General features: G+C 73.4%; 13 protein-coding genes. 8 read left to right on the top strand and 5 right to left on the bottom strand.

From position 1 onward, the window contains the following. Positions 1–29: 29 nt before the first annotated feature. A complete protein-coding gene (locus Pma05_RS29440; RefSeq protein WP_203860729.1) occupies positions 30–1175 on the bottom strand; it encodes a class I SAM-dependent methyltransferase in 1146 nt (381 codons plus the stop codon). Further along, the gene (locus Pma05_RS29435; protein ID WP_203860728.1) at positions 1176–2873 is read right to left on the bottom strand and encodes a DEAD/DEAH box helicase; all 1698 of its coding nucleotides are present in this window, start codon (positions 2871–2873) and stop codon (positions 1176–1178) included. It lies immediately after the preceding gene. A 420-nt stretch (positions 2874–3293) separates the two neighbouring features. On the opposite strand from Pma05_RS29435, the gene Pma05_RS29430 reads away from it, so the two are divergent. Next, positions 3294–3998, top strand: a complete 705-nt coding sequence (locus tag Pma05_RS29430) for a ferritin-like fold-containing protein (RefSeq protein WP_203860727.1) — start codon at positions 3294–3296, stop codon at positions 3996–3998. A gap of 64 nt (positions 3999–4062) precedes the next feature. Here the strand turns inward: Pma05_RS29430 and Pma05_RS29425 are convergent, their stop codons facing one another. Both Pma05_RS29425 and Pma05_RS29420 read right to left on the bottom strand, forming a co-directional pair. Next, the gene (locus tag Pma05_RS29425) at positions 4063–4290 is read right to left on the bottom strand and encodes a DUF3107 domain-containing protein (RefSeq protein WP_203860726.1); all 228 of its coding nucleotides are present in this window, start codon (positions 4288–4290) and stop codon (positions 4063–4065) included. A 66-nt stretch (positions 4291–4356) separates the two neighbouring features. Then, positions 4357–4995 (bottom strand): TetR/AcrR family transcriptional regulator, encoded by a 639-nt coding sequence (locus tag Pma05_RS29420; protein WP_203860725.1) that lies wholly within the window; start codon positions 4993–4995, stop codon positions 4357–4359. 148 nt (positions 4996–5143) lie between these two features. On the opposite strand from Pma05_RS29420, the gene Pma05_RS29415 reads away from it, so the two are divergent. The 7 genes from Pma05_RS29415 (at position 5144) to Pma05_RS29385 (ending at position 14064) form a co-directional block, all read left to right on the top strand. After that, positions 5144–8323: a hypothetical protein gene (locus tag Pma05_RS29415; RefSeq protein ID WP_203860724.1), complete on the top strand. Its 3180-nt coding sequence runs from the start codon at positions 5144–5146 to the stop codon at positions 8321–8323. Positions 8324–8468: 145 nt separating this feature from the next. Beyond that, positions 8469–9437: an alpha/beta fold hydrolase gene (locus tag Pma05_RS29410; protein ID WP_203860723.1), complete on the top strand. Its 969-nt coding sequence runs from the start codon at positions 8469–8471 to the stop codon at positions 9435–9437. 116 nt (positions 9438–9553) lie between these two features. Continuing rightward, positions 9554–10450: a DUF3152 domain-containing protein gene (locus Pma05_RS29405; RefSeq protein WP_203860722.1), complete on the top strand. Its 897-nt coding sequence runs from the start codon at positions 9554–9556 to the stop codon at positions 10448–10450. Positions 10451–10653: 203 nt separating this feature from the next. Then, entirely contained in the window at positions 10654–11856 is a 1203-nt protein-coding gene (gene moeZ, locus Pma05_RS29400) for an adenylyltransferase/sulfurtransferase MoeZ (RefSeq protein ID WP_307836932.1), read from the top strand. 146 nt (positions 11857–12002) lie between these two features. After that, on the top strand, positions 12003–12974 hold the full coding sequence (locus Pma05_RS29395) for an ABC transporter ATP-binding protein (RefSeq protein WP_372441575.1): 972 nt from the start codon (positions 12003–12005) through the stop codon (positions 12972–12974). Next, positions 12971–13822: an ABC transporter permease gene (locus tag Pma05_RS29390; protein ID WP_203860720.1), complete on the top strand. Its 852-nt coding sequence runs from the start codon at positions 12971–12973 to the stop codon at positions 13820–13822. Before Pma05_RS29395 ends, Pma05_RS29390 begins: the two co-directional genes overlap by 4 nt. Next, on the top strand, positions 13822–14064 hold the full coding sequence (locus tag Pma05_RS29385) for a helix-turn-helix transcriptional regulator (protein WP_203860719.1): 243 nt from the start codon (positions 13822–13824) through the stop codon (positions 14062–14064). Before Pma05_RS29390 ends, Pma05_RS29385 begins: the two co-directional genes overlap by 1 nt. Before the next feature lie 38 nt (positions 14065–14102). Here the strand turns inward: Pma05_RS29385 and proB are convergent, their stop codons facing one another. Continuing rightward, entirely contained in the window at positions 14103–15293 is a 1191-nt protein-coding gene (gene proB, locus Pma05_RS29380; RefSeq protein WP_203860718.1) for a glutamate 5-kinase, read from the bottom strand. Between the last annotated feature and the right edge of the window lie 66 nt (positions 15294–15359).

The following is a 15359-nucleotide window of genomic DNA, read 5'->3' as shown; positions in this document are numbered from 1 at the left end:
CGTCGCAGGGTCGGATCCAGGTGGTGCGGTCAGGGCGAACCGAGCAGGGTCTGCAACCGTGGCGTGAGCCGCCAGTCGCCGACCAGCGCCCGGTAGTCGTCGCGCAGCCGGTCGGTCGGCTCGGCACCGGTGTGCCGGGCCCGGAGCAGCAGGTTGCGCGGGGTGTGCTGGGAGTCGACGAACTCCACCACCTCGACCCGGTAGCCGTGCAGCCGGAGCAGTGCCGCCCGCAGCGCGTCGGTGAGTACGTCGGCGAAGCGCTCCCGCAGGATGCCCTGCCGGACCAGCGGGTCGTACGGCCCCGGGGCCGGGTGCGCCCGCAGTTGCGCGGCGAGGTCGTGGTGGCAGCACGGGGCGGCGAGCACCCAGCGGGCACCCCAGCGCACCGCCCTGGCCAGCGCCTCGTCGGTCGCGGTGTCGCAGGCGTGCAGCGCCAGCACCAGGTCGGGGGCGGGTTCCACCGTCGCCTCCAGGATGCTGCCGGCGACGAAGCGTACCCGGTCGGCGTAGCCGAGTTGCTCGGCGAGCGCGGTGTTGCGGCGCCGCTGGTCCTCGCGTACGTCCACGCCGACCAACTCCACCTCGATGCCCCGCCCGGCCAGATACCGGTACGCCGCGAAACTGAGGTAGGCGTTGCCACAGCCGAGGTCGACCACCCGCAGCGGGCCGGTCAGCTCCGCCGGCAGGGTGGCCGCGAGGGCGCGCAGGAACGCGTCGACCTGCCGCCGCTTGGCCGCGCTGCCACCGATCGCGGCGAACAGCGGGTCACCGGGGTCGAGCAGGTGCTCCCGGACCCGGTCGTGCGAGCCGGCCGGGGTCGCGGTCCGCTGCGTGGCGACCCGGTGCAACTGCGCCTCGCCCCGCTTGGTCACCCGCACTTGCAGGGTGGCGCTGGCGGTCTCGACGTGCCAGTTGCCGAACGGCTCGGCCAGCAGCGCGTCGACCGCCGCGTCCGCCTCCGGGCCGGGAGGCACGTTCCGGGTGAACGGGCGGGCGCCGTCGTCGGTGACGATCTGGAGCCGGGCACCCGACTTGAGGGCTACCGGGCGCAGTTCGGCGCGTACCACGGTGGGGGGCTGCCCGCGTCGCCGCCCGGCGGCGACGGCGCGGGTCAACCCGGGATCGAGCAGCAGCGCCCGCACCTCGGCGAGCGCGGCGTCGAGCTGGTGCGGCATCTACTCGCCGGCGGCGTCGCCACCGGCACCGGAACCCCGGCGACTGCGGCGGCGTCGGCGGCGCGGCTTGGCGGGCCCGTCGGCGTCGACGGCGGTCGACGCGCCACCACCACCGCCACCGGTGCCGGCCTCGGTCGCCTCGGCCCGGGGCACGCCGGCCTCGCCCGCCTCGGTCGAGCCCGGCTGGCCGGCGACGACCTCGCCCGCCCGACGCCGACGGCGCTGCCGGCGGCGTGGCTCGTCCTCGCCGGTGACCTCGGCCTCCGGGCCGACCGGGTCGGCGCTGCCACCGCTGCGGCTGCTGCCGCCGCGCCGGTTGCGGGACCGGCCCGCGCCGTCGCCGCGACCCGGCCCGCGCCGGCCACCGGCGTTCCGGGACCGACCGCCGAGGTCCTCCTCGACCTCCGCCGACAGCCCGGCCCGGGTCCGCTCCGCGGAGGGCAGGGTACCGGCGACGTCGGTCGGGATGTCCAGGTCCGTGTAGAGGTGGGCGGAGGTGTGGTAGGTCTCCGGCGGCTCCGGCATCTCCAGCCCGAGGGTCTTGTCGATGATCCGCCAGCGGGGCATGTCGTCCCAGTCGACGAAGGTCACCGCGACCCCGGTCGCGCCGGCCCGACCGGTACGGCCGATCCGGTGCGTGTAGGTGTCCTGGTCCTCCGGGCAGTCGTAGTTGACCACGTGGGTGACGCCGGTGACGTCCAGGCCCCGGGCCGCCACGTCGGTGGCGACCAGGATGTCGATCTTGCCGGCCCGGAACGCCCGCAGCGCCCGCTCCCGGGCACCCTGACCCAGGTCACCGTGTACGGCCGCGACCGCGAACCCACGGAAGTCGAGATCTTCGGCGACCCGGTCGGCGGCCCGCTTGGTACGCGTGAAGATCATCGTCAGCCCGCGACCCCGCGCCTGCATGATCCGGGCGACGATCTCGATCTTGTTCATCGAGTGGGTGCGGTAGACCAGTTGTTCGGTCTGCGGCGACGGCCCGGTCTCGGCGGTGTGCCCGGCGTGGATGGTCACCGGGTGCCGGAGGAACCGGCGGGACAGCGCGACGATCGGGTCCGGCATGGTGGCGGAGAAGAGCATCGTCTGCCGGTCCTCCGGCAGCATCGCCAGGATCTTCTCGACGTCGTCCAGGAAGCCCAGATCGAGCATCCGGTCCGCCTCGTCCAGCACGAGTGCGTGCACCCGGTCCAGCCGGAGCTGCTTCTGCTTGGCCAGGTCGAGCAGTCGACCCGGCGTACCGACCAGGATCTCGATGCCCTTGCGCAGCGCCTCGACCTGCGGCTCGTACGCCACGCCGCCGTAGATCGGCAGCACCCGTACGCCCCGGGTCTTGCCCGCTGCGGCGAGGTCCTTCGCGACCTGGAGCCCCAGCTCCCGGGTCGGTACGACGACCAGCGCCTGCGGCAGCCCGTCGCTGCCCTCGCCCGGCGCGAAGACCCGCTCCAGCAGCGGTACGCCGAAGCCGAGGGTCTTGCCGGTGCCGGTCGGCGCCTGGCCGATCAGGTCGGTGCCGCGCAGCGCGATCGGCAGGGCGTATTCCTGGATGGCGAAGGCCCGGGTGATGCCCACCGCCTCGAGCGCGGCCACGGTCTCCTGACGGGCGCCGAGTTCGGCGAAGGTGGGTGCCTCGGGTCGGACCGGTGCGTCGGCGGCCAGCGCCTGGCCGGCCATGATGTTTTCGATGTGATCGCTCATGTGGTTGTGGGGGTGCCCTCTCGTGGTGCGCCCCGTTCGTCCGTAGGGCGCGATGTCGGTATGGCGCGGGCCACACGGTCGACGGCTGAACGCCGAGCAGAAGACCGGGCCGCACGCGCGTGCCGCAGGACAGAATTTCCGGAAACGGTTGAGGTCTTCCGGGCCTCTGCCTCCTTCGGCAACTGATCCATGCTACCTGAGCCCGGCAAACGACGTCTCCGGTCCGCGGAGACGACCACCGACCGGGGTCCGCCGATGTGACGTCCGTTACACGTTAGCCCCATCGGGTTACCGACAGACACGGCGACCGCCGCCCGGGCGGTGGCGGTGACGGTCGGCCGGACAGCTCTTTCCCGGTCGGCCTGGCAAGCCTCTTTCGGTCGGCCAGCGGCCCGGGCGGTCGGGCGGTACCCTGCGGGCGTGTCCGCCCCCGCAGAGCCTGCCCCGACGCCGTCCCGCGCCCCCGCCGAGCCGGTCGCCCCGATCGTCCCGGGCGCCGTCGTCGACCTGCTCGGCCTGGTCGCGTACGGGGAACTGGTGGCTTTCGACCGGATGGCCGCCGACGCCCGGTTGGCACCTGATCTGGCCCGACGTGCCGTGCTGTGCGAAATGGCCGCCGTCGAGATCACCAACTACCGGCGGCTCGCCGACCGGCTGACCGCCCTCGGCGTACCGCCCGGCGAGGCGATGGCCCCGTTCGTGCCGGCGCTCCAGTCCTACCACGACTCGACCGAGCCGAAGGACTGGCTGGAGGCGCTGACCAAGGCGTACGTCGGGGACGCCGTCGCCGACGACTTCCTGCGGGAGATGGCGGGCTTCCTGGCCGAGCCGGACCGCCAACTCGTGCGCGACGTGCTGCACGGCTCCCGGTACGACGAGTTCGCCGGTCAGGAGATCCGGCTCGCCATCCAGGCCGACCCGAAGATCGCGAACCGGCTCTCGATGTGGGCCCGGCGGCTGGTCGGCGAGGGACTGTCCCAGGCGGGACGGACCGCCGGCGAACGGGTGGCGCTGACCGCCCTGATCGCGACCGGCTTCGACGACCAGTCGGGGGTGCAGGCGCTCTTCAAGCGCCTGACCGCCGCGCACACCGCCCGGATGTCGGCGGTCGGCCTGAACAACTGACCCCGGCAGGTCGGGTCAAGGATTCCGGCCTGGTCGGCTGGTCGCTCGGCCTGGCCGGTGTGGGTCAGCGGGCGACGAAGCCGACCGCGCGGGGCGAGGCCTCGGCGATCTCGACGTAGGCCACCTTGCCGACCGGCACGATGACCCGACGGCCCTTCTCGTCCGTCAGCGACAGCGTGCCGTCGTTGCTGCTGAAGGCGTCGGTCACGATCTGCTCGATCTCGGCCGGCGTCTGCGCGCTCTCCAGTACCAGCTCGCGCGGCGCGTACTGCACGCCGATCTTGACCTCCACGTGACCTCCTCGTTCGGGGCGAAAGATCCGCCGTCGGAAAGGCTATCCGATCCGCGCCGGTTACGTTCAGGCTGACTCGCCCTGCAACGGAAAGCTCGCGATTCCGCGCCAGGACAGTCCGGTGAGCAGTGCCTCGGCCTCGGCCTTCGGCACCTGCCGTCCGCCGGCGAGCCAGAACTGGGCCGCGGTCTCGGCCGCGCCGACCAGTCCGGAGGCGAGCAACTCGGCCCGGGACCGGCTCACTCCGGTGTCCGAGATGATGGTGTCGGTGATGGCCGCGATGCAGCCCTGCTCCACCCGTTCGACCCGCTCGCGTACGGCCGGCTCGTTGCGCAGGTCCGACTCGAACACCAGCCGGAACGCGCCGCTCTCGTGGTCGACGAAGTCGAAGTACGCCCGGACGGCCCCGCTGACCCGTTCCTTGTTGTCGGTGGTCGCGGCCATCGCCTCCCGGACCTTGGCCACGATCGAGTCGCAGTGCGTGTCCAGCAGCGCCAGATAGAGTTCCAGCTTTCCCGGAAAGTGCTGGTAGAGAACGGGCTTGGAGACCCCGGCCCGCTCGGCGATGTCGTCCATCGCGGCCGAGTGGTATCCCTGGGCGACGAACACCTCCTGGGCCGCCGCCAACAGTTGCTTTCGCCGTGCCGAGCGCGGCAGACGCGTTGGGCGGCCGGCCGTCTGCGCGCCGTTTCCCACCTGGGTCATGGTCACCTCCGCTTCACCTCCCACGCCGTCGACTCATTCCGACCGGGAGCAGGGATCCGTCACTCGACTGCCGAATTAGCCCGCCGCTGTAACTTATCGGCACTGCCACCACACGGTAGCCTCAGCGGGGGCGACCAAGGAGCGCACGGTGGACGAAACAGGGCAACCCGGAGCCCCCACACCGGGAGAGAACGGTAACGGGGCAGGCCCGCAGGGTGACCCGGCCCGTCCGGCCAACGGCTGGGCGGCCGACGCGGGCTGGTCCGGCGCCGAGATGGGCGTCGATCCGAGTGGACGGCGGTGGCACCAGGCGGTCGAGCCGGCGGTGAGCCGGGGCTGGGGTGACCGCGCGGCCTACAGCCCTCGGCCGCTACCGGCGTCGCCCGGCATCCCGATCCACGAACTCCGGCAACCGGTCAACGGCGTGCACCTGGGCGAGGTGCCCGAGCCGGAGCGGGGCTGGAGCGGCGGACCGGGCTATCCGTACGAGGCGGAGGGGGTCGATCCGGCCGGCCGGCAGGGAGCCGGGCCGGAGCTGCCGAGCGCCGCCGTCACGGACTATCCGGGGCAGCCGGGGCAACTCCTTCCGCCGGGCGAGCCGGATCTGGCCGGTACCGCCCGGCACGCCTTCGGCGACCCCGGTTACGGCGAGCCGGAGCGCGCAGGCACCGGGCCGGCCGGCCAACCGCCGCGCTGGGCGGAGCCGCCGTCATCGGCCCACCCGGGTCCGACCTCCGCCCCGCCGGCCGCGGTCTCGGGACCGCCCAGCGCCGCGCAGGCACCACCGATGGTGACGTCGGGCCCGCCGGCAGCCATCTCCGGACCGCCGGCCGTGACCTCCGGGCTACCGGCCGTGACCTCCGGGCCGCCGCTCGGACCGCCCGGACAGGTGGGCGGCGGCGCATCCCCCGACTACCTGGTCGCGACGGACTTCGAGCGCGGGCATGGCTTCCGGCCGCCGTCCGAGCACGACCATCCGCCGGTGACCGAGATGACCGCGCTGATGCCCGCCGTACCCCGGCAGCCGGACCGTTCCTCGGCCCCGCCGCCCGGTCCCGAGCAGGTCGGCCCGGCGGCGGGACCGGGCTGGCGTCCGGCGGAAGCTGACGAGCGCGGGCCGGTGCCGATCCATCCGGCCGAGGTCCGTGGCCAGGAACCGGCGAACTGGTCGCCCGGCTGGGCTCCGCCGTGGGCCCCGACCGGCGTGCCCCCGGAGCAGGAGAGTGCCCGGCACCCGGAGAGCCAGCACCCCGCCGACGCCGTTCCGCAGGCCGAGCCGGCGTACGAGCCGGAGATGCCCGGCGGGCGCGAACAGCACTGGTCGCCGAGCTGGGCCGACCAGTCGGCGCAGCGGGTGGCCGAATCGCCGACCGGGCCGATCTCCCGGGAGGGACACGCCCTGTCGCCGTCGACCGGGGCGGGCTTCGCCGCCAACCCGGCGGCCCCGCGGAACGTCCCGACGATGCCCGAGAGCGCGGGCCGGCGGGCGGTGCCGAACGAGCCCACCGGCTATCCCGGGCCGGCCGCGCTCGGGCCGGACGCACCGGGTTACCTGCCGGGTCCCGGTGGGCTGTCCGGGCCGCCCGGGCCGGAGCCACCCCGCTACCTGACCGGGCCGGCCGGGCTGGCCCCCTCGGCGCCGCCGGGCGCGGAGCCGCTGGGCCCGCCAGGCCCGCCAGGCCCGTCGTCCGGGCCGACCCTGAGTACGGAATCGGCGAATCATCCGTCGTCCGGGCCCGTCCCCGGTGCCGAACCGGCTGGCTATCAGTTCGGCCCGCCGCCGAGCGTGGAACCGGTTGGCTATCAGTCCGGCCCGCCGCCGGGTGCCGAACCGGCCGGCTATCCGTCCGGGCCGCCGCAGAGCGTGGAGCCGGTTGGCTATCAGTCCGGGCCGTCCGGGCCGCCGCAGGGTGTGGAGCCGGCTGGCTATCCATCCGGGCCGTCCGGGCCGCCGCACGGCGTGGAGCCGGCTGGCTATCCATCCGGGCCGTCCGGCCCGCCGCACGGCGTGGAGCCGGCCGGTTATCCGCCGGTCGGGCAGGCGCCCGGGTACCCGTACCGGCGGGAGGCCCTGGCGTTGCCGACCGGGCCCAGCTATCCGGGTGCGCCGTACCGCTATCCGGAGTCGGCCCCGGCGGAGCCCGCGCCCGCCGCCCGGCCGGCGGATCCGGGCGACGTGTTGCCGCAACGCGTCCCCGCCGAGCCAGACGTGCCCACCGTGCCGGAGCCACCCGCCGTGGAGCCGCCCGCCGAGACGCCCGAACTGGCCCGGATCGCCACCCATCTGCGTCGGGAGGACGGAGCGGCACAGCTGCGCGAGCGACCGGACGGCTTCGACGTCAACGCGATCCTGGACGCGGTCCGGGGAGTCGCCGGGGTACGGGACGCCTCGCTGCGTACCACCCCGGCCGGGGCGCACAGCCTGCGCCTGGACCTCGCCGACGGCGCCGATCCCGCCGAGGTGAGCCGGCACGTGGCACGGCTGCTCCAGGAACGGATGGGCCTGGCCGCCGCCCCGCAGAACCTGCCCGGCGCGCCGCCACCGACCCCGCCCGGCTTCACCGGGACGGCCGCGCCGACCCCGCCCGGCTTTACTGGGACGGCCGCGCCGACCCCGCCCGGGTTCACCGGGACCGCCGCGCCCACCCGGCCCGGTGTGGCGCAGCCCCGGCAGACGCCGCCGGCCGAGCCGGACCCCCGGCCCCAGCCGGCGACCGAGGAGCCACGCCGCCGGCACCAGGCACCGGGGCACCGGGGTCGGGCCACCGTCGGCGAGCCGGCGACGGTGCAGCCCGCGGAGGCCACCCGGGGCGGGTCTCCGCTCGGCGTGCAGCCCAGCACCGGGGGCAGTTCCTATTCCGGCAGCCCGGTGACCAGCACCGAGACCGCGCCGTCCCGGCCGCTGAACCCGGGCTCGCCGCCCGGTCCCCGGGTGATCATCGACCACGTGCAGGTGAGCACCTTCGGCCTGGACGCCACCGTCGAGGTACGCCTCGCCGCCGGGAAACAGCCGGCGGCCGGGCTGGCCACCGGCCCCGCCGTTGACGGGTACGTGCTGCGGCTCTGTGCCGTGGCGGCGGCTGCGGCCATCGACGAGCTGCTCAGCGCCTCCACCCGGGTCACCGAGCGGGGTCGCTGCTTCGTCGAGCACGCGGCGGTGGTGCCGTTCGGCAGTTGCGAGGTGGCCACCGTGGTGGTGCTGCTGGTCTGTGACGGCTGGGTCGAGCAGCTCGCCGGCTCGGCGCTGGTCTCCGGCGACCCGCGTCAGGCGGTGGTCCGGGCCACCCTGGCCGCGGTGAACCGCCGGCTTGAGGCGTTGCTCACCTGACCCGAGCGCCGGCCGGTCCGACCGGCGGGGCAAACGGAACGAACCGGGGCGGAGTCATCCAGACGATGCGTCCGCCCCGGACCGTTCCCGCCCCGGCCTGCTCCGGCCCGCCTCGTGATCTCCGTACGGCCGGCACACTTGGTTCATGAAACGTGCGCTGCTGGCGGCGGACGAGTCGATCGCCCGGGACGAGATGCCGCCGCCCTGGCCAGGCCGGGGCGTACGGATCGACGGCTCGATCACCCACGTCCGGGAGACCCCGGCCACCCGGTCGGACGCCGAACCGGCGCTCTACGTGCACGGGCTGGGCGGCTCGGCCCAGAACTGGACGGATCTCGCGGGTCTGCTCGCCGACCGGCTCGACGGGCACGCCATCGACCTGCCCGGCTTCGGGCTCAGCGACCCGGCCCGGAGATACACCATCCCGGCCTTCGCCGACCGGGTGATCCGGTATCTCGAACACGCCGACCGGGGACCGGTGCACCTGTTCGGCAACTCGCTCGGCGGAGCCGTCTCGGTACGCGTCGCCGGCCTCCGCCCCGACCTGGTGCGTACGCTCACCCTGGTCTCACCGGCGATGCCGTTCCTCGACCCGCGCCGGTCACTCCAGGGTCGGGTACTGCCGCTGCTGGCGGTGCCCCGGGCGGAACTGTTCGCCTCGCGCTGGCTGACCCAGTTGCCGCCGGAGGAGATGGCCCAGCAGGTGATGGAGGCGTGTGTCGCCGACACCGCGCGGATCTGCGACCAGCGCCGGGTGGAGGCGGTCGAGGAGATCCGGATCCGGTACACCGCCGCGCACTACCCGAGGGCCTACCTGGGTACCCTGCGTGGCCTGGTCGGCAGTTTCGTCCGGGCGTACCTGCCGGGGGCCGGCTCGCTGTGGCGGATCGCCAGCCTGATCACGGCGCCGACGCTGGTGATCGGCGGCGGGCAGGACCGGCTGGTGGACGTCCGGGTACCGGCCCAGGTGGCCCGGCTGATCCCGGACAGTCGACTGCTGCTGCTGGCCGGCGTCGGGCACGTCCCGCAGATGGAGGTGCCCCGGACGGTGGCCCGGGCGGCGTTGGCGCTGCTGGACGAGACCAGCCCGCTGCCGACGACCGTCCCCCGCTGACCGTCCCCGCTGACGGTCACCCGCCAGCCCAGGAGTGATCATCGTCTCCCGATCTCGGCAGGTGATCCGGAGTTATGGGTGCAACCAACCGGGTGGGTCAGGCGTACTAAGTAAGCGTGTGGAACAGAGAGCGTCGCCGCCCCCCGGCACCGGGTGTCGTACCCCAGGCATCCGACCAGCCGCACCGGCGACGGACCCGGCGGTTCCGGCACGGCCGGGTGCTGGCGGTGCTCCTGCTGGCGGTGGCCGGCGCGGTCGGTGTGGTGGGAATCCTGGTCCCACCGGCCGAGCGGTTGACCGGGGACGAGTCGCAGGCCGCCACCCAGCCGACCGCGCCGACGACGACGCCGGCCGCCCTCCCGACCCTCACCCCGACTCCCACGCCGAGCCCGGTGGTGACCCCGGTACTGCGGCTCAGCGACCCGGTGCCGTCGACCGGGCCGGGCAGTTTCACCTACGCCACCGGCCGGGGCGAGGTGCTGGGCCGGGCCGGGACGCTGCGGCGCTACCGGGTGGCGGTGGAGCGGAACGTCGACGAACACGTCGCGGAGTTCGCCGCGAAGGTGGACGCCTCGCTGGCCGACCCGCGCAGTTGGATCGGCTCCGGGCGGCTGCGGTTGCAGCGGGTACCGGACCGGGCCGGGCACGACTTCACGGTGTACCTGGTCACCGCCGGTACCGCCCGGCAGATGTGCGCCGCGTCCGGAGTGGACATCCGGGTCGGCGGCAAGCCGTACACCTCCTGCCGGGGCAGCGGTCGGGTGATCATCAACCTGGACCGCTGGATGCGGTCCGTCCCGCACTACGTCTCCGCGAAGGTGCCGCTGGAGCGGTACCGGACATATGTGGTCAACCACGAGGTCGGGCACGAGTTGGGGCACGGCCACGAGCGCTGTCCCCGGCGGGGTCGGGCCGCCCCGGTGATGATGCAGCAGACGCTCTTCCTCAACGGCTGCGTGCCGAACCCGTGGCCGTACCTGGAGGGGGAGCGGTACGCCGGCCCCTCGCTGTAGCCGGCCGGGACGCGATCCTGGCCGCTGACCCTTCGGCATGGAACGGAGGCGGTGGGTCGGTCCGCCGACCCCCTGACCGGCGGTCGTATTCCCCGCTCCCGGATTTCGGGCAGGTGTTTCAGCTCATGGTCTATTCGCGCCCGGGCGAGGAACAATGGCCGAACATGCCACTGTCGATGCGCTCAGCCGCCGGCTGAGCGAGGATCCGAACCGGGGAGTCCACCGTGTCGCTGCCCCCGCTCGTCGAACCCGCCGCCGAGCTGACCGTTGACGAGATCCGCCGCTACTCGCGCCACCTGATCATCCCGGACGTCGGGGTCGAGGGGCAGAAGCGGCTGAAGAACGCCCGGGTGCTCTGTGTCGGCGCCGGCGGCCTCGGCTCGCCCGCCCTGATGTACCTGGCCGCGGCCGGGGTCGGGACGCTCGGCATCATCGACTTCGACACCGTCGACGAGTCGAACCTCCAGCGGCAGATCATCCACGGCCAGTCGGACGTCGGCCGGCCGAAGGCCGAGTCCGCGGCGGCGAGCATCCGCGAGATCAACCCGCTGGTGCAGGTGGAGATCCACAACACCGCACTGGACCGGGACAACGTGCTGGAGATCTTCGGCCAGTACGACCTGATCGTCGACGGTACGGACAACTTCGCCACCCGCTACATGGTCAACGACGCGGCCGTACTGCTCGGCAAGCCGTACGTCTGGGGGTCGATCTACCGGTTCGACGGGCAGGCGTCGGTGTTCTGGGCCGAGCACGGCCCCTGCTACCGCTGCCTCTACCCGGAGCCGCCGCCGCCCGGCATGGTGCCGTCCTGCGCCGAGGGCGGGGTGCTCGGCGTACTCTGCGCGTCGATCGGGTCGATCCAGGTCACCGAGGCGATCAAGCTGCTCACCGGGATCGGCGAGCCGCTGGTCGGCCGGCTGACCGTCTACGACGCGCTGGAGATGTCGTACCGGAAGATCAAGGTCCGCAAGGACCCGAACTGCGCGCTCTGCGGGGAGAGCCCGACCGTCACCGCCCTGCTGGAGGACTACGAGGACTTCTGCGGCGCGGTCTCGCCGGAGGCCGAGGAGGCGGTGGCCGACTCGACCATCACGGCCCGCGAGCTGAAGGAGTGGCAGGACGCCGGCAAGGACATCTTCCTGGTCGACGTCCGGGAGGCGGCCGAGTGGGAGATCGTCCGGATCCCCGGCGCGACGCTGATCCCCAAGGGTGACATTCTCTCCGGCGCGGCGCTGGCCACGCTGCCGCAGGACAGGCAGATCGTGCTGCACTGCAAGTCCGGCGTACGCTCCGCCGAGGCGCTGGCCGCGGTGAAGGCCGCCGGGTTCCGGGACGCGGTGCACGTCCAGGGCGGGGTGCTCTCCTGGATCAAGCAGATCGACCCCTCGCTGCCCGCCTACTGAACCTTTTCACCTCCCGGTCATCCCGACGCGGGGCGGCTCCCTCCCGGAGCTGCCCCGCGTCGCGTTTCCGGCAGAGCACTCTTGCTCTGTGATGTAGTAGATGTACTATCTCCTCGCGTATAGATTGGACGAGGGGGTGTAGATCTATGACCATCGCCGAGACCCCGGGCCGGACGTCCGAGCCCGCCGGGTCCCCGGTCGAGCAGCCCGTGCTGGACGTCCGTGATCTGCGGATGCGCTATGGCAGCACCGACGTGCTGACCGGCGTCACGTTCACGGCCCGGCCCGGCGAGGTGCTGGCGCTGCTCGGTCCCAACGGTGCCGGCAAGACGACCACCATCGAGATCCTGGAGGGGTTCCGGATGCGCTCGGCCGGCGAGGTCGCCGTGCTCGGCGCGGACCCGGCACACGGGGACGAGCGCTGGCGGGCCCGGCTGGGCGTGGTGCTCCAGTCCTGGCGCGACCACGCCAAGTGGCGGGTACGCGAGCTGCTCGCCCACCTCGGCTCCTACTACCTGCCCTACTCGACCGACCAGATCCGGCGGCCGTGGGACGTCGACGACCTGATCGACGCCGTCGGGCTCAACCCGCACGCCGGCAAGCGGATCGGCCAGCTCTCCGGCGGGCAGCGGCGCCGGCTGGACGTCGCGATCGGCATCGTCGGCCGTCCCGAGCTGCTCTTCCTCGACGAGCCCACCGCCGGGTTCGACCCGGAGGCCAGGCGCGAGTTCCACGACCTGGTGCACCGGCTCACCGACCTGGAGCAGACCACGATCCTGCTCACCACGCACGACCTCGACGAGGCCGAGAAGCTCGCCGACCGGATCCTGATCCTGGCCGGCGGCTCGATCATCGCGGACGGCTCGGCCGACCAGCTCTCCCGGCGGATGTCCTCGGAGGCCGAGGTCAAGTGGAGCCGGGACGGGCAGCGGTTCGTGCACGCCACCACCGATGCCACCACGTTCGTCCGGGAGTTGTTCCAGCAGTACGGCGACGGCATCGCCGACCTGGAGGTCCGGCGCGCGAGTCTGGAGGACACCTACATGGCGCTGGTCCGGGACTTCGAGTCCGGCCGGAGCCTCGCCACGCTGCGCGAGTTCGAGGAGGCGAGCCGGTGAACCCGACGGTGGTGGGGCTGCGGGCCGGGGTACGCCGCGGCGGGATCGAGATACGGCAGAGCCTGGTCAACGTGCAGGACCTGTGGAACTACTTCTTCCCCAACCTGACGTTCCTGGTCGTCATGTTCTTCATGCGGGACGCCACGGTACCCGGCACGACCTTCTCGCTCAGCGCCCGTACGCTGCCCAGCGTGCTCGGCGGCGGGCTGGCGTTCGGGGCGCTGGTGACGATGATGATGGCGCTCACCATCGAGCGCGAGGACGGCACCCTGCTCCGGGCCAAGGCGATCCCGAACGGCATGCTCGGCTATCTGGTCGGGAAGGTGGTGCAGGTCTCCGGGATGACGCTGATCGGCTCCGTCATCCTGGTGATCCCGGGAGTGCTGCTGGTGGACGGCGTGGAACTGCGCGGTCCGGGCGCCTGGCTGACCCTGCTCTGGGTACTCGTCCTCGGTCTGGTCGCCTGCCTGCCGATCGGTGCGATTCTCGGCTCGCTCTTCGCCAACCCCCGCAACGTCGGGGTCATCATGCTGCCTATCATGGGGCTCGTCGCGACCTCCGGGATCTTCTATCCGATCACCACCTTCCCGGTCTGGTTGCAGTGGATCGGCCAGGCGTTCCCGGTCTACTGGCTGGGCCTGGGCACCCGATCGGCCCTGCTGCCGCCCGAGCTGGCGGCGGTGGAGATCGGCGAGTCCTGGCGACACCTGGAGACCTTCGGCATGCTCGCCGGCTGGGCCGTGCTGGGCCTGGTGGTGGCGCCGATCGTGTTGCGCCGGATGGCCCGGCGGGAGTCCGGTTCGAGCGTCGCCGCTCGGAAGGAGAAGGCGATGCAGAGGATCAACTGATGAGCGAGGCGATCTACAACCGCATCGCGGTACTCCGGGCCGAGCGCGGGATCTCCCGCCGGGACCTCGCCGACGCGCTCGGGGTGCACTACCAGACGATCGGCTACCTGGAGCGCGGCGAATACAACCCGAGCCTGCACCTGGCGCTGCGGATCGCGCGATACTTCGAGGTCTCGGTGGAGGTGGTCTTCTCCACCGAGCCCTTCCCGAGGATCGGGGCCGCCGAACGCGTCACGGCCTGAGCCGACCGCCAGGGCTGTTGGACCGGTGTCGGCCCGGTTCAGACCAGCAGTACCAGGTCGTCGCGGTGCACGACCTCGCGCTCGTACCCGGGGCCGAGGGCGGCGGCGAGTTCCGAGGTGGAGCGGCCGAGCAGGCCGGGCAACTCCACCGCGTCGTAGTTGACCAGCCCACGGGCCACCGCCGCCCCCGCGTCGTCCACCAGGTCGACCGGATCACCGGCGGTGAAGGTACCGTCCACCGCCGTGATGCCGGCCGGCAGCAGGGACTTGCGCCGGGCCACCACCGCCTGCACCGCCCCGGGGTCGAGGTGCAGCCGGCCCCGGGGCGAGGTCGCGTGGGCCAGCCAGAAGAGCCGGGCCGCCGGCCGTTGACGTACCCGGTGGAAGAAGGTGCCGACCGGCTCGCCGGCCAGCGCCTCGGGAGCCAACGGTGCGGCGGTCAGCACCACCGGGATGCCGAAGCCGGTGGCGATCCGGGCCGCCTCGACCTTGGTGACCATGCCGCCGGTGCCGACCCCGGCCCGGCCGGCCCGGCCGACCGCCACCTGGGCGAGGTCCTGCTCGTCGCGGACCTCCTCGATCCGGACCGTGCCGGGGCGGGCCGGGTCGCCGGTGTAGAGGGCGTCCACGTCGGAGAGCAGCACCAGCAGGTCGGCGTGGACCAGCGCGGCCACCAGCGCGGCCAGCCGGTCGTTGTCGCCGAACCGGATCTCGTCGGTGGCCACCGTGTCGTTCTCGTTGACGATCGGCACCGCGCCGAGGTCGAGCAGTTTGCGCAGCGTCCGGTAGGCGTTGCGGTAGTGCGCCCGCCGGGTCACGTCGTCGACGGTGAGCAGCACCTGGCCGACCGTACGGCCGTGCCGGGCGAAACCGGCCGAGTAGCGGCCGATCAGCAGGCCCTGCCCGACGCTGGCCGCGGCCTGCTGGGTGGCCAGGTCACGGGGGCGGGCGGCCAGCCCGAGCGGGGCCAGGCCGGCGGCGATCGCCCCGGACGACACCAGCACCAGCTCCCGCCGGTCCGCCGGTCCGACCCGCTTGCGGCCCGCCCCGGACGGTCGGGCACCGGCCTCCGCCGGAGGGGCGTCGGCCGCCCCGTCGGCCAGCCAGCCGGCGAGTACGTCGGCCAGCGCGTCGACCCGCGCCGCGTCCAGGCCACCGGCGGCGGTGGTCAGCGAGGACGAGCCGACCTTGACCACGATCCGGCGAGCTGTGGTAACTGCTTCCCGCACCCGCCCATTCTGCGGTGCCCGGGTCGGCCCGCCCCGCCGGCCCGTCCCGTACTCCCATATCGTGAC

It is taken from the genome of Plantactinospora mayteni (assembly GCF_016862935.1).
GTDB classification, from domain to species: domain Bacteria; phylum Actinomycetota; class Actinomycetes; order Mycobacteriales; family Micromonosporaceae; genus Plantactinospora; species Plantactinospora mayteni.
The sequence above is the reverse complement of the archived record's forward strand: the minus strand, read 5'-3'. Positions and strand labels throughout refer to the sequence as shown.